This window comes from Methylosinus sp. DMC45, assembly GCF_056313885.1.
Genome location: NZ_JBQUZK010000056.1, coordinates 398,442 through 411,649 on the forward strand (window position 1 = coordinate 398,442; position 13,208 = coordinate 411,649).

14 protein-coding genes and 1 other RNA gene are annotated in these 13,208 nt (G+C 65.3%); 10 read left to right on the forward strand and 5 right to left on the reverse strand.

The features are described from left to right. The first annotated feature begins 85 nt into the window (after positions 1–85). From ACT53T_RS21000 to ACT53T_RS21015, 4 genes are all read left to right on the forward strand, one after another. A complete protein-coding gene (locus ACT53T_RS21000; RefSeq protein ID WP_476162700.1) occupies positions 86–436 on the forward strand; it encodes a ComEA family DNA-binding protein in 351 nt (116 codons plus the stop codon). 203 nt (positions 437–639) lie between these two features. Then, positions 640–1,015, forward strand: a transfer-messenger RNA (tmRNA) gene (gene ssrA, locus ACT53T_RS21005). 45 nt (positions 1,016–1,060) lie between these two features. Next, a complete protein-coding gene (locus tag ACT53T_RS21010) occupies positions 1,061–1,627 on the forward strand; it encodes an SspB family protein (RefSeq protein ID WP_476162701.1) in 567 nt (188 codons plus the stop codon). A gap of 6 nt (positions 1,628–1,633) precedes the next feature. Next, the gene (locus tag ACT53T_RS21015; RefSeq protein ID WP_476162702.1) at positions 1,634–1,828 is read left to right on the forward strand and encodes a DUF4169 family protein; all 195 of its coding nucleotides are present in this window, start codon (positions 1,634–1,636) and stop codon (positions 1,826–1,828) included. Between the two features lie 160 nt (positions 1,829–1,988). Here the strand turns inward: ACT53T_RS21015 and ACT53T_RS21020 are convergent, their stop codons facing one another. After that, a complete protein-coding gene (locus ACT53T_RS21020; protein WP_476162703.1) occupies positions 1,989–3,092 on the reverse strand; it encodes a DGQHR domain-containing protein in 1,104 nt (367 codons plus the stop codon). 184 nt (positions 3,093–3,276) lie between these two features. Further along, positions 3,277–4,989 carry an OmpW family outer membrane protein gene (locus tag ACT53T_RS21025; RefSeq protein ID WP_476162704.1) on the reverse strand — a complete coding sequence of 571 codons (1,713 nt, stop codon included), beginning with the start codon at positions 4,987–4,989 and terminating at the stop codon, positions 3,277–3,279. A gap of 363 nt (positions 4,990–5,352) precedes the next feature. Here ACT53T_RS21025 and purL point away from each other — a divergent pair, with 363 nt between their 5' ends. The 3 genes from purL to grxD all read left to right on the forward strand — a co-directional run bounded on the left by purL (position 5,353) and on the right by grxD (position 8,225). After that, positions 5,353–7,557, forward strand: a complete 2,205-nt coding sequence (gene purL / locus ACT53T_RS21030) for a phosphoribosylformylglycinamidine synthase subunit PurL (RefSeq protein WP_476162705.1) — start codon at positions 5,353–5,355, stop codon at positions 7,555–7,557. A 14-nt stretch (positions 7,558–7,571) separates the two neighbouring features. Continuing rightward, the gene (locus ACT53T_RS21035; RefSeq protein WP_018267018.1) at positions 7,572–7,802 is read left to right on the forward strand and encodes a BolA/IbaG family iron-sulfur metabolism protein; all 231 of its coding nucleotides are present in this window, start codon (positions 7,572–7,574) and stop codon (positions 7,800–7,802) included. Positions 7,803–7,880: 78 nt separating this feature from the next. Continuing rightward, positions 7,881–8,225 (forward strand): Grx4 family monothiol glutaredoxin, encoded by a 345-nt coding sequence (grxD, locus tag ACT53T_RS21040; RefSeq protein WP_400769991.1) that lies wholly within the window; start codon positions 7,881–7,883, stop codon positions 8,223–8,225. Between the two features lie 182 nt (positions 8,226–8,407). Here the strand turns inward: grxD and ACT53T_RS21045 are convergent, their stop codons facing one another. Both ACT53T_RS21045 and tlpA read right to left on the reverse strand, forming a co-directional pair. Next, complete coding sequence (locus ACT53T_RS21045; protein ID WP_476162706.1) at positions 8,408–8,980, reverse strand: NUDIX hydrolase; 573 nt, start codon at positions 8,978–8,980, stop codon at positions 8,408–8,410. Between the two features lie 10 nt (positions 8,981–8,990). After that, the gene (tlpA, locus tag ACT53T_RS21050; protein ID WP_476162707.1) at positions 8,991–9,665 is read right to left on the reverse strand and encodes a thiol:disulfide interchange protein TlpA; all 675 of its coding nucleotides are present in this window, start codon (positions 9,663–9,665) and stop codon (positions 8,991–8,993) included. 23 nt (positions 9,666–9,688) lie between these two features. On the opposite strand from tlpA, the gene argH reads away from it, so the two are divergent. The 3 genes from argH to lysA all read left to right on the forward strand — a co-directional run bounded on the left by argH (position 9,689) and on the right by lysA (position 12,831). Continuing rightward, a complete protein-coding gene (gene argH, locus ACT53T_RS21055) occupies positions 9,689–11,074 on the forward strand; it encodes an argininosuccinate lyase (protein ID WP_476162708.1) in 1,386 nt (461 codons plus the stop codon). A 203-nt stretch (positions 11,075–11,277) separates the two neighbouring features. Next, a complete protein-coding gene (lptM, locus tag ACT53T_RS21060) occupies positions 11,278–11,547 on the forward strand; it encodes an LPS translocon maturation chaperone LptM (RefSeq protein ID WP_400769995.1) in 270 nt (89 codons plus the stop codon). Positions 11,548–11,556: 9 nt separating this feature from the next. After that, the gene (gene lysA / locus ACT53T_RS21065) at positions 11,557–12,831 is read left to right on the forward strand and encodes a diaminopimelate decarboxylase (RefSeq protein WP_476162709.1); all 1,275 of its coding nucleotides are present in this window, start codon (positions 11,557–11,559) and stop codon (positions 12,829–12,831) included. Between the two features lie 12 nt (positions 12,832–12,843). Here the strand turns inward: lysA and ACT53T_RS21070 are convergent, their stop codons facing one another. Beyond that, positions 12,844–13,107, reverse strand: coding sequence for a hypothetical protein (locus ACT53T_RS21070; RefSeq protein WP_036294006.1), 264 nt, complete (start codon positions 13,105–13,107; stop codon positions 12,844–12,846). Positions 13,108–13,208: the final 101 nt, after the last annotated feature.

The window sequence follows — 13,208 nt, forward strand, 5'->3', positions numbered from 1 at the left end:
CCGCATTCAAAGCGGGTTCAGCGCGAGCACGGCATGATGCGCAAGTCGATCGGGGAAATGTCCCGGTCCCAAGGAGACAGCCATCATGAAGACCAACGCCATTCTCGCCATCGCCCTTTTCGCTTCCGCTCCGGCTTTCGCGCAGACCGCGACCGCGCCCGGCGCGAAGCCCCCGGCCGGCCCGGCGGCCACCGCGACCGCGCCGGTCAAGCAGATCGTCGCCGTCTCCGCGCCGCTCGACATCAATTCCGCGACGGTGGAGCAGCTCTCCGGCGTGAAGGGCCTCACCCACACTCTGGCCGAGGCGATCGTGAAGGGCCGGCCCTATAAGGCCACGGATGAGCTGGTGAAGAACCGCATTCTCACCGATGCGCTGTTCGCCCAGGTCAAGGACGGGCTGACCGTCAAGGACGCGCAGGCCGTCAAGCACAACTGATCGGCACAACTGATCCGAAGCCGGCCGCTCCTCCCCGCAGGCCGCTCGCGAAACGCCCGTCGATCCTCGGCGGGCGTTTTCGCGCGTTTTAAAAAAGAATATGTAAATTCAAATCGCTATAGCGCTCGCGCGGATGCGTCTCGTCCGCATGCGCTCAATCTGCGCGAGAAAGTCGGGGAGATCGGCGCAGCTTTGCGCCGCAGCCCCTTTCCGCATCGGCCCTTAATGCGTATATTGTGAGCTGCCGACCTTCGGGACGGCTATGGCGATAAACGAACTCCGTAATAAACCTATCGGACCCGGGGGCGGTACCCGGCGCCTCCACCAGAGGCCATCACGCGAGCGCAAGTTTGGCGCGGCGGCTTGTGGCGGGGGCGAAATAGGATCGACGAGGGCGTAAAGGGTGCTTTTTCGCTCGGCATGATACCGCCGTTATCGGGTCAAACCTTATAGTTGCCAACGACAACTATGCTCCGGTGGCCGTCGCTGCGTAATGCAGTGAAGGTACTGGGATTCAAGCCCTAGGGGGTTGCACTTCTAGGCGGGGCTCGGAGGCGCCTGGCAACAGAAGCCTCCACTTTCGTCCCGGCGGGGCAGAGCGAACAGGGGTTCTCGGCGAGAGTCATGTCCACCGACCTCATCAGATACGATCTTCTCGTCCAGGACGCGCTTCGCAGCGTCATGCGCAAGGTTCTCGCCGATGCGGCGGCCGCGGGCCGTCTGCCGGGCGATCATCATTTCACCATCAGCTTCCGCACCAAGGCGCCGGGGGTCAGAATCTCCAAGCGCCTCGCCGAGCAATGGCCGCAGGAGATGACGATCATCCTGCAGCATCAATATTCCAATCTCGTGGTCGATGAGCGCGGCTTCTCGGTGGGCCTGTCCTTCCGCAGCATTCCCGAGCAGCTCTATGTGCCTTTCGAGGCGGTGACGGTCTTCTCCGACCCTTCCGTCGATTTCGGCCTCAAATGGGAGGTGGACGAGCTCGCCCCCGTGCATGAGGAGGAGCAGGAGCCGGCCCGTTTCCCGACGCGGCCGCAGCCCGCCGCCGCCGGCGAGACGCCGCCCGCCCGGCCCGGCCCGCGCGCCGCCCGCAGCGAGAAGCGTCAGGAACCAGCCCCGGCGACCGAGGAGAGCGGCGGCGACGCCGCCAAGATCGTCTCCATCGACGCCTTCCGCAAGAAGACCTGATTCGCCATGGGCGAGATCGTCAATCTGCGACGCGCCCGCAAGGTCAGGGACAAGCGAGCCAAAAAGGCGGAGGCGGACGCCAATCGCATCGCCCATGGCCGCACCAAGGCCGAGCGGGAGCTCGGCGAAGCGACCGCGCGTCTCGAGAAAGAAAAGCTCGACGCCCATCGGCTGGAAGAGTCGCGATCAGAGCCGGAGTGAAAACATCCAGCCCCTCGTCCCGAGGCGCTTTTTGCGCAGCAAAAAGCCTCGAAGGACGATCCAGCGCCACGCAGCGGCGCCCCTTCGAGACGCCCGCTTCGCGGGCTCCTCAGGGTGAGGGACTGATGGCGGCGCCCGATGCGCTCGGGCCGGCGAAGGCTCAGGCGAACAGCCATTGCTTGAGCGAGAAGCCCGAGCTCAGCGCTTTCCGATAATGCTCATAGAGCGCCAAATGGCCGGTCGCGGGCTTGGGCAGCTCGCTCTTCTTCAGCTTGCGGAAAAAGGGTCCGAGAATGTCCTCGAAATTCTGCGTGGTGTAGCGCCCGCCATAGCGGTCGGAGACGCGCTCGGCGACATTTGCAAAGAGCAGGACCAGCGCCTTGAACAGCGCTGGATTGGCGATGTTCGCCTCGGCGCCATGATAGCGCAGCCCGTTGAGGCACGCGCGCAGATAGGCGTTGAGCACCTGATAGACGTCCTGCGCCGAAGCGTCGACGAAAGCGCCGTCGATGGATTTCAGCGCGGCGTTGAAGGTCACGCGCGAGATCTTGCCTTTGCGCCGCTCTGAAGGGCTGAGCAGGCCGGAGAGCACGCTCCTCTCGTCATTGGAGAAGAGGTCGAAGACATTGTGCAGCAGCGCCTCGGCCTCGGTCTCCGATTCGGAGAGGCGGCGAATGTCCAGCAGCAGTTCCGGCGGCACCGGACGCTGCTTGGTGTTGATATCCATGAACAGCTGACATTCCTGCGATCTCGTCAGCCTATTGTAGACGACGACCGGCACTTTCACGCTCTTGGCCGCCAGATTGAAGCCATAGACGCGATGCTGCCCGTCGATGATGAGGAAGGAGCGCGGGTCCTTGCGGAAGGTCAGCTCGCCGCTCTTGCGGTCGAATTGCAGCTGCGCCCGCGGCTGCGCGGAGAGAATGATCGCGCTCGGAACGCTGCCGAAGCCGCTGTCGATATAATCGGCGATCTCGCGGGCGCGCTTTTTGTCGAGCAGGCGCTGAAAGCCGTCGATCGGATTGTCCAGCCTCGCCTCCACCGTGCAGGTGGCGGCGAGCAGATCGCTCGGCAGGACCAGAGTGTAGAAGCGATGCTTGCCCTGGGTGACGAGCAAGGCCGGGGCGTTGGCGAAGCCGGCGCCCGTCCGTCCCGGAGCATCCGACGCCTCGTCGCGCTCGCCGGGAAGCGTAGCTTCGAGCGCAGGCTCGACCTGGCTCGGCTCGGCATGATCGGAAGGCGGCGCGTCGATCGGATTTTCCATGTTCAGATCCTTCGGGAAAGCGCGCCGGAAGGGCCGGCGAATCGTCGCATTGAACCGAATCGAACACGTAACCGGCCGAATCCTAGCGGCGAGGCGGCAAAGAACAAGGCGAATCGCAATCGGGCCGACAAAAAAACCGGCCCCTTTCGGAGCCGGCTTGTTTTTCTTTCGCTTTGCGTATCGCTCAATATTTGGCGAGCACGGGCTGCAGCAGGCCGCCGCCGAAGCGATAGGTGACGCCCGCCGAGACGACGATCGGGTTGATCGGCAGCGACACTTTGACCGGAACGAAGATCGGGCCGAGCGCCGCCGCCCCCGGCACGAAAGCGACGGCCGTCGCGTGAACCATCGGATGAATGCCGATGTATTTGACGTCGACGTTCACGCCCCAATGCTCGTTGAACATATAGTCGAAGCCGGCCTGGCCGACGACGCCCCAAGAGGGAGCGACAGTCGCCCATTGGAAGGTGGCGAGCGCTCCGGGCAGGCCGAGACCGGCCAGCGCCGAGCCCGCCGCGAAAGGGATGCCCCAGACATCGTTGTTGACGCGCGTGCCCCAGAAGGCCGTGAAATTCGCGCCGACGCCGAGATAGGGCTGGAACTGGCCGAAGTTGGTGAAGTGATACTGCGCCATCAGGGACGGCGGGAACACCCAGGCGCGCGCGAAGTCGCTGGCGATGGTGCCCGTGCCCTGAATGTGATGCGGCGCGACGCAGCAGATCGCCTCGATCGCCCAGTTCTTGGTCAGGTAATAGGCCACGTCGAGCATGGGAACGATCGACGTCGAGGTGTTGGTGCTGGCGCCGGCGATGACGCCATTCGCGCCGGTGAGGCCCGAGAGGCGGCCGATGGAGCCGAGCGCCGGATGGCCGATGCCCTGATCATAGACAGTGCCATGTCCGTCCAGCGGAATCACGCTGCCGACCTTCAGGCGAACCTGGAAGGGCTGATAGCTGTCGACGAAGGCCGGCGGCGGCGGCTCCTTGAGCGACGACAGGCCGTCGGAACGCGAGACGAGGCCCGGCGCGAAGGGGTCGAAGTGCCAGTTGAGGCCGACGCGGACATTGTGGAAGCGGGTCGGCGAATTCTGCGTCGCGGCGAAGACGGGCGTCGTCGTGCCGAGGATCGCCGCCGTGCCGCCGTTCAGAGAGACGGAATTGGCGTTGGTCGAGCCGAGATCGACATAGAGATATTCGGCCTTGATCGACCAGTTCGGGATCGGCGACCACTCGACGCCGCCGCCTGCCGTCCAGCCGGTGCGCGTGTCGTCGGAATAGCCGTGGCCGAGGGCGGCTCCGGCGAAGCCGGCGCCCGCGGCGGCGAAATTATCCGCGAAGCCGACATTATGGATCACCTGGCCATAGGCGAAGCCGCCCGTGCCATAGATCATCAGATTGGGAATGGACGGAAGCACGAAGCCGACGCGGCCGCGCACAGTGCCGAACCAGTCGACCGCCTTGGTCGAATCGGCGCTCTGCAGATGCGCGCCATTTCCGTCGAAGACGCCGACCGCCGATTTGGCCTTGCTCTCCGCGTCGGAGGCCTGAATGTCGGCCTCGAGGCCGAGAACCAGCCAGGGGTTGACCTGATGATTATAGCCGACCTGTCCGCCGCCGATGACGCCGTGCAAATCCTGCGAGGCGCCCCAGGCCGAGCCCAGCGGCGTGACCGGAGCGAGCGAGCCCGCCGAAATATAACCGAGACCACCCGTCTCCCGGCTGGAATCGCCGAAGCCATAGCCGATGTTGATACCGCCGTAGAGGCCGGTCCAGCTGAAAGCCGGAGGAGGCGGCGGCAGCGGCGCGCTCTTCAACGAAGGAAGATCGGCCGCCTGAACCGTAGCGCTCGCTGCGGTCAACACGGATGCGGCGAGCGCGCCGCGCAAAACACTTCTCATCAGGCTCCCCCGTCGATTGATCTTAGGACGGCGCGCGAGGCGCCTGTCCGAGTCGGCGATCAAATTGCTCCGATTTTCGACGGGAAGACTTGATCTAGATCAAAGAGCGCCTCGTCTCATAATTCTTTCTCTCCGGCTGTGACTCTTTGGCAACAGCCCGCGACAGTTGCCATTGCGCGGCGATCCTATTAATCGGAGGGCGAAGCGCCGGATTTTGCGGCCTTTCTGGGGCGAAGCGGCAGAATCGCGGCAGATTCGCCGGCGCCGCCCGCTCTGAAAGCTCGGTCGCGGCTGCGACAATTCGACTTACCCGAAACATGAGCCGAAATCCGCGGCGAGGCCGCGTCCGGCGGGGGAGACACAATGCTCGAAGCGGCCTTGGCGCATGGGCTGAAGCAAGACGAATATGAGCGCATTGTCGCGCTGATCGGCCGCGCGCCGAGCCTCACCGAGCTCGGAATCTTCTCGGCCATGTGGAACGAGCATTGTTCCTACAAGTCTTCGCGCATTCATCTGCGCAAGCTGCCGACCAAAGCGCCCTGGGTCATCAAGGGGCCGGGCGAGAACGCCGGCGTCATCGACATCGGCGGGGGCGACGCCTGCGTCTTCAAGATGGAGAGCCACAACCACCCGTCCTTCATCGAGCCTTATCAAGGCGCGGCGACCGGCGTGGGCGGCATTCTGCGCGACGTCTTCACAATGGGCGCGCGGCCGATCGCTTGTCTCAATCTGCTGCGCTTCGGCCAGACGGCTCACCCCAAGACCAGGCGGCTCGTCGCCGGCGTGGTCGCGGGGGTCGGCGGCTATGGCAATTCCTTCGGCGTGCCGACAGTGGGCGGCTCGACGGAATTCGACCAATCCTATGACGGCAATATTCTCGTCAACGCCATGGCGGTCGGCCTCGCCCGCACCGATTCGATCTTCTATTCGGCGGCGGCGGGCGTCGGCAATCCGATCGTCTATCTCGGCTCCAAGACCGGCCGCGACGGCATTCACGGCGCCAGCATGGCCTCCGCCTCCTTCGAGGCCGACGCCGAGGAGAAGCGCCCGACCGTGCAGGTCGGCGACCCCTTCTCGGAGAAGCTGCTGCTCGAGGCCTGTCTCGAGCTGATGGCCTCGGGCGCCGTCATCGCCATCCAGGACATGGGCGCGGCCGGCCTCACCTCCTCCGCCGTGGAAATGGGCGCGAAGGGCAATCTCGGCATAGAGCTCGATCTCGACGCCCTGCCCTGCCGCGAAGAAGGCATGACCGCCTATGAGATGATGCTCTCGGAGAGCCAGGAGCGCATGCTCATGGTGCTGAAGCCGGAGAAGGAGAAAGAGGCCGAGGCCATTTTCGTGAAATGGGGCCTCGATTTCGCGATCATCGGCAAGACCACCGACAATCTGCGCTTCGTGGTCAGGCACAAGGGCGTCGTCGAGGCCGATCTGCCGATCAAGGAGCTCGGCGACGAGGCCCCGGTCTATGACCGGCCCCATGTCCCGACGCCCAAGCCGCCGGTTCTCGACCCCGCGACCATCGCGCCCGTCGCGCCCAACGCGCGCGCGCTGCTGGCCCTGCTGGCGACGCCGAACCTCTGCTCCAAGCGCTGGGTGTGGGAACAATATGACCATCTCATTCTCGGCAATACGGTGCGCGCGCCGGGCGGCGACGCCGCCGTGGTGCGCATCCGCGACGGGCGCAAGGGACTGGTGCTGACCACCGACGTAACGGCGCGCTATTGCGCGGCCGATCCGGCCGAGGGCGGCCGCCAAGCCGTGGCGGAGGCCTGGCGCAATATTTCCGCGCGCGGCGGCCAGCCTTTGGCGCTCACCGACAATCTCAATTTCGGCAATCCCGAAAAGCCCGAGATCATGGGCCAGTTCGTCGGCTGCCTGGAAGGCATCGGCGAGGCGGCGCGCGCGCTCGACTTCCCGATCGTCTCCGGCAATGTCTCGCTCTACAATGAAACGCAAGGGACGGGCATTCTGCCGACCCCGGCGATCGGCGGCGTCGGCGTGATATCGGATGTCGCGCTCGCCTCGACCATCGCTTTGCCCGCGGGCGGCAAGACCATTCTGCTCATCGGCGAGACGAAAGGCTGGCTCGGCCAGTCGCTCTATCTACGCGATCTCGCCGACCGCCGCGACGGCGCGCCGCCGCCGGTCGATCTTTTGGCCGAGAAGCGCAATGGCGATTTCGTGCGCGCGCTCGTGCTCGAGCGGCGGGCGCTCGCCGTCCATGACCTCTCGGACGGCGGCCTCGCCGTGGCGCTCGCCGAAATGGCGATCGCCGGCGGCGTCGGCGCGACCATAGACCGCCTGCCGGATGGCCCGGCCCATGCGGCGCTCTTCGGCGAGGATCAGGCGCGCTATCTGGTCGTGGCCGAGCCCGCGGAAGCGGCGGCGATCGAGGCCGATGCGAAGGCCGCGGGCGTGGCGGTTCTCGCTCTCGGCGCGACCGGCGGAAACGAGTTGCATCTGCCGGGCGAGGCGCCGATATTGCTTTGCGACGTGCAACATGCGCAGCAGGCGCCGTTGCCGGCCTATATGGCCGGGGACGACAGCGTCTTCGCTCTAGGCTTTTAGGAGGTCGAAGCGCAATGGCGATGGAAAGAAGTGAAATCGAGCGTCTCATCAAGGTGGCCATACCGGACGCCGTGATCGAGATCACCGCGCTCGCCGACGACGGCGATCATTGGGCCGCCTCGGTGAAGTCGGAGTCCTTCCGCGGCAAGAGCCGCGTGCAGCAGCATCAGATGGTCAACAAGGCTTTCGGCGAGCGCCTCGGCGGCGAGCTGCATGCTCTGGCGCTGACCACGATCGCGCTCTAAGAATCGTTTCCACGCCCGGCGGCGCTCGCCGGGCCGCCTGCAACGGAACCTTGAATTCCGCTAGACGAGGTAATCCCCATGTCCGACTCCACCACTACCGCGATCAAGAACGAGATCGACAGCGCCGACGTCGTGCTGTTCATGAAGGGCACGCCCGCTGCGCCGCAGTGCGGCTTCTCCATGCAGGTCTGCCAGATTCTCGGCCACGTCGGCGTTCCCTTCAAGAGCGTCAATGTGCTGGCCGACCCCTTCATTCGCGACGGCATCAAGGCCTATTCGCAATGGCCGACCATTCCCCAGCTCTATGTGAAGGGCGAGTTCATCGGCGGCTGCGACATCACCCGCGAGATGTTCCAGTCCGGCGAGCTGATCGCCCTCTTCGACAAGGAAGGCATTCCGCACGCGCAGACGGCCAAGGCCTGACGCAGCGCTCGGCATTCTCCCTTCTCCCGCTCGCGGGAGAAGGTGGCCCTCGCGTCAGCGAGGGTCGGATGAGGGCTCGTCGAGAACAGTGATGAACAGAGATCGCGTCGCGGTCGGTCGGACCCTCATCCGACCCGGCTGCGCCGGGCCGCCTTCTCCCACAAGTGGAAGAAGGGAGAGCCCTAACCGCCGATCTTGACGCCTTTTGTCTGCGTCAGCGCGATGACCAGCAGCCCGACTTGAGCGGCGTTGATAACGCCGCCGCCCAACGCCAGCGCGAGGGCCTCGCGCCAGGCGATGCGCTCGACGCGAATGTCTTCGGTGCTGTCGAGCTTCATCGGCGCGACCTCTTTCGCGCCTTCGCCATAGAGGACATGCACCCAATTCGAGTGCGTCGCCGGATTGGGTGAAAGACGCGCCAAATGTCGTAATGATGGCGCAGCGTGTCCGGTTTCTTCCAGCAGCTCGCGCGCGCCGGCGGCTACCGGGTCGCTCTCATGCGCGTCCAGCTTGCCGCCGGGCAGCTCCAGCGACGTCACGCCCGCGCCATGACGATATTGCCGCACCAGCAGCAGACGGTCCTCCTCGTCCAGAGCGACGACATGGACCCAATCCTCATATTCCAGCACGTAATAGGGATCGAGCGAGACGCCGCGCTGCGTCACGCAATGATCCGCGCGCAGATTGATCCATCGGTCGCGAACGAGCGTCCGCGAAGCGCGGACCTCCCAGGGCCGCAATATGTCGTCGCTCAAAGCGTCATCCTCAGGGCGTCGGCCGCGAGGAGAGCTCTGCCGTGCGCGTCACCAGAGAGCGGCCTTCTTCCGAATCCCAATTGGCCGGCCCCTGCATCAGTCCGATCTGGCAGCCGGAGCCGTCGATCAAAAAGGTCGTCGGCAAGCCCAGCGCCTGGCCGCTCTGGCGCAGCTGGAAGAAGATTTCGGCCTTGGGATCGGCGTAATAGGCAAGATTCTTCGCGCCGATCTCGCCGAGAAAAGCCTTGGGCCGTTCGAGCCGAGACGTGTCGACATTGATCGTCACCACCTCGAACTTGTCCGAGCCGGCCGCCGCCTGCAGACGGTCGAGCGCGGCCATCTCGCCGCGGCAGGGCACGCACCATGTCGCCCAGAGGTTGAGCAGAACCGTCTTGCCCTTGAAATCCTCGAGCTTGCGCGGCTGGCCGTCCGGCCCGGTGAAGGTCACTTCCGGCATGGGCTCCGGCTCATTGGCGATGGCCATGGCCGCCACCTCGCCCTTGGCGAGCGCCGACACGCGCTGCGAGGTGTCGCGGGAGGCGGCGCAGGCCTGACTCACCGCGCTCGTCTTGCCGCTGCCGCCGCCATTCACGTATAGAACGCCGGCGATAGCGGCGACGGCGAGAGTCGCGCCCGCGATTTTCGGCAGATTGCCTCGGCTGGAGCTTTCCATCTGGTCGGTCATCGATCCCTGTTCCGCGAGGAGTTATGACGAGCAAAATATGGGGGGGCCGCTTTCAGAGCGCAACCGACGCGATCCTGGAGGCGATCAACGTCTCCATCGATTTCGACAAGCGCCTCGGCCCACAAGATGTGCGGGGCTCCCTCGCTCATGTCGCCATGCTGGCCGAGACCGGCATAATCTCGGCCGAGGACGCCGCCGCCATCACCCGTGGTCTAGAACAAATCCGCGGCGAAATCGAGGAGGAACGATTCACCTTCTCGCGGGCGCTCGAGGACATTCATATGAATGTCGAGTCGCGGCTCGCCGAGCTCATCGGCCCGGCGGCCGGGCGGCTGCACACGGCGCGCTCGCGCAACGATCAGGTGGCGACCGATTTCCGCCTCTATGTGCGCGACGCGATCGACGACATAGACGCGCAATTGGCGGACCTTCAGCTCGCTCTCGCCGAAAAGGCGCTGGAGGAGGCCGGCAGCGTCATGCCCGGCTTCACCCATCTGCAATCGGCCCAGCCCGTCACTTTCGGACATCATCTGCTCGCTTATGTCGAAATGCTGGCGCGCGACCGCGGCCGCTTCGCCGACGCCCGCGCGCGGCTGAACGAATCGCCGCTGGGCGCCGCGGCGCTGGCCGGCACCTCCTTCCCTATCGATCGCGAGAAGACGGCCAAGGCGCTCGGCTTCGCGCGGCCGACCGCGAATTCGCTGGACAGCGTGTCCGATCGCGATTTCGTGCTGGAGACACTTTCGGCGATGGCGATCTCGGCGACGCATCTCTCGCGTTTCGCGGAGGAGATCGTGCTGTGGACGACCTCGCAATTCGCCTTTGTCGCGCTCTCCGACAAATTCACCACCGGCTCCTCCATCATGCCGCAGAAGCGCAATCCCGACGCCGCCGAGCTGGTGCGCGGCAAGACGGGACGCATCATCGGCGCGCTGCAGGCGATGCTGATCGTGATGAAGGGCCTGCCGCTCGCTTACTCCAAGGATATGCAGGAGGATAAGGAAGGCACATTCGACGCGCTCGACAATTTCGCGCTCTGCGTGGCGGCGATGGCCGGCATGATTCGCGACATGAGCGTCGATCGGCCGCGCATGCGCAAGGCGGCGGGCGCCGGCTACGCCACCGCCACCGACCTCGCCGACTGGCTGGTGCGCGCGCTGAATCTGCCCTTCCGCGAGGCGCATCATGTGACAGGCCGCATCGTCGGCATCGCCGCCGAGCGCAATCTCGGCCTCGAGAAGCTGCCGCTGGAGACGATGCAGGAGGTCGAGCCGCGCATCACGGAGGATGTGTTCAGCGTGCTCGGCGTCGAGAAATCGGTGAAGAGCCGCACGAGCTACGGCGGCACGGCGCCGGAGAATGTGCGCAAGCAGGCGCGCCGCTGGCTGAAGCAATTGGCGAAGAAGTAGAGGCGGCTGCCCCCTCCCTCACCCTCCCCCGCTTTCGCGGGAGAGGGAGGCGGCCGGCGTTACGCGAAATCTCGATGAAGCGCGCAATCTGCTCCCTCTCCCGCGAAGCGGGGGAGGGCTGGGGAGGGGGCGAGCAACGAACTCGTCATCCGCGCGCTTTCGTCTATAGTGCCGGCCCGATCCGGCTCCGATGGATGAGACCTATGGCTGATCTGCTCCGGCCGCGTTCGGCGGCGACGCTTCTGATTCTCGCGCTCGCGCTCTCCGGCTGCGGGCGGCGCGGCCCGCTCGACTATCCGCCGGAGGTCGCGGCGCGGCCCAAGGCCGTCGTCGTGCAGAAGACGACGCTCACCCCCGCCGGCGGCAAGACGCCGGTCGCGGAGGATGTGAAGGCGGTGGAATATATCCCCGGCACGCCGGGCTTCCGGCCGCCCGAGCAATATCCCTTCATCCTCGATCCTCTGCTGGACTGAACGAGCCACATGCATCACTTCGACTATCGCGCCGGCGCGCTGCACGCCGACGATGTTCCGTTGGCAAAGATCGCCGAGCAGGTCGGGACGCCCTTCTACTGCTATTCGGCGACGACGATCCGCCGGCATTTCCAGGTCTTCTCGGCGGCCTTCGCCGGGCTCGACGCGCTGGTCTGCTACGCGCTGAAGGCCAATTCCAATCAGGCCGTGCTGACGCTGCTCGCCGGCCTCGGCGCCGGAATGGACGTCGTCTCCGGCGGCGAGCTGAAGCGCGCCCGCGCCGCCGGCGTTCCCGCGAGCAAGATCACCTTCTCGGGCGTCGGCAAGACGCAGGCCGAGATCGCGCTCGCCATCGACGAGGGCATTTTCTGCTTCAATGTGGAATCGGAGCCCGAGCTCGCCGAGATTTCCCGCATCGCCTCCGCTAGGGCCAAGCGCGCGCATATCTCGCTGCGCGTCAATCCCGACGTCGACGCCAAGACCCACGCCAAAATTTCGACCGGCCTCGCCGAGAATAAATTCGGCGTGCCTTTGTCGCGCGCGCGTGAAATCTACGCCCATGCGGCGAAGCTGCCCGGCATAGAGGTCACGGGCGTCGATATGCATATCGGCTCGCAGATCACCGATCTCGCGCCTTTCGACGAGGCTTTCTCGCTGCTCGCCGAGCTGGTCGCAGGGCTGCGCGCCGATGGGCACAACATTTCCCATGTCGATCTCGGCGGCGGTCTCGGCATTCCCTATCACGAGGGCGAGGACCCGGCCTCCTATCACCCGGATCGCTACGCCGAGATCGTGCGCCGCCATATGGCCGGGCTCGGGTGCAAATTGCTGTTCGAGCCGGGGCGGCTCATCGTCGGCAATTCGGGAATATTGGTCACGCGCGTGCTCTATGTGAAGCAGGGCGAGGCCAAGTCCTTCGTCATCGTCGACGCCGGCATGAATGATCTCGTGCGCCCGACGCTCTATGACGCCTGGCACGAGCTGATCCCGGTCGCCGAGGCGGCGCCGTCGCATCCGCGCATTATCGCCGACGTCGTCGGGCCGGTGTGCGAGACGGGCGATTATATCGCGCTCGGCCGCTCCATCCCGGAGCCGGCGCAGGGCGATCTATTGGCCATTCTGACGGCCGGCGCCTATGGCGCGGTGCAAGCGGGGACCTACAACAGCCGCCCGCTCGCGCCGGAGGTTCTCGTCGATGGCGACAAATGGGCCGTGGTGCGCGAGCGCCCGAGCGTGGAACAGCTGATCGCGCTGGATTCTGTGCCGGAGTGGCTGCGGAAATAGGCGCGCCGCGGATTAGTGAAGGAGCTTCTGCGCCGCGATCAGGAAGCCGCCGAGCGCAAGCTGCGTGACGACGAGCCAGCGGAGAATGTCCACCTTGAGGTTCGCGGCGGAGGTCTCGATCTTGGCCTCGACCTCGCGAATATCCGATTTGGTCGCGAGAAGACCCGCGTCGATCTCGCGAAACGCCTCGACGACGCCGATGGCCTGCTCTTCCGAGAAGCCTCTCTTGCGTAGAATTTGCGCGATGGCGAGCGTGTCGATCGTCAGAGCCGTCATGGAACACAAGATAGCATGTCGGCGGCTCCGTTCAACTTTCCCGCGACGACATTCGTCCTGATTGTGTCGAAGGCCTCCCTCAACCTCCACCTCGCCCCGCG

What these genes read in the sequence shown, in the direction of transcription:
- purL (WP_476162705.1), top strand. Translation starts at nt 5,353, where the DNA reads ATGCTCGAAGCGGCCTTGGCGCATGGGCTGAAGCAAGACGAATATGAG.
- lysA (WP_476162709.1), top strand. Translation starts at nt 11,557, where the DNA reads ATGCATCACTTCGACTATCGCGCCGGCGCGCTGCACGCCGACGATGTT.
- ACT53T_RS21035 (WP_018267018.1), top strand. Translation starts at nt 7,572, where the DNA reads ATGGCGATGGAAAGAAGTGAAATCGAGCGTCTCATCAAGGTGGCCATA.
- ACT53T_RS21000 (WP_476162700.1), top strand. Translation starts at nt 86, where the DNA reads ATGAAGACCAACGCCATTCTCGCCATCGCCCTTTTCGCTTCCGCTCCG.
- ACT53T_RS21070 (WP_036294006.1), bottom strand. Translation starts at nt 13,107, where the DNA reads ATGACGGCTCTGACGATCGACACGCTCGCCATCGCGCAAATTCTACGC.
- grxD (WP_400769991.1), top strand. Translation starts at nt 7,881, where the DNA reads ATGTCCGACTCCACCACTACCGCGATCAAGAACGAGATCGACAGCGCC.
- ACT53T_RS21010 (WP_476162701.1), top strand. Translation starts at nt 1,061, where the DNA reads ATGTCCACCGACCTCATCAGATACGATCTTCTCGTCCAGGACGCGCTT.
- ACT53T_RS21020 (WP_476162703.1), bottom strand. Translation starts at nt 3,092, where the DNA reads ATGGAAAATCCGATCGACGCGCCGCCTTCCGATCATGCCGAGCCGAGC.
- argH (WP_476162708.1), top strand. Translation starts at nt 9,689, where the DNA reads ATGACGAGCAAAATATGGGGGGGCCGCTTTCAGAGCGCAACCGACGCG.
- ACT53T_RS21015 (WP_476162702.1), top strand. Translation starts at nt 1,634, where the DNA reads ATGGGCGAGATCGTCAATCTGCGACGCGCCCGCAAGGTCAGGGACAAG.
- ACT53T_RS21025 (WP_476162704.1), bottom strand. Translation starts at nt 4,989, where the DNA reads ATGAGAAGTGTTTTGCGCGGCGCGCTCGCCGCATCCGTGTTGACCGCA.
- lptM (WP_400769995.1), top strand. Translation starts at nt 11,278, where the DNA reads ATGGCTGATCTGCTCCGGCCGCGTTCGGCGGCGACGCTTCTGATTCTC.
- tlpA (WP_476162707.1), bottom strand. Translation starts at nt 9,665, where the DNA reads ATGACCGACCAGATGGAAAGCTCCAGCCGAGGCAATCTGCCGAAAATC.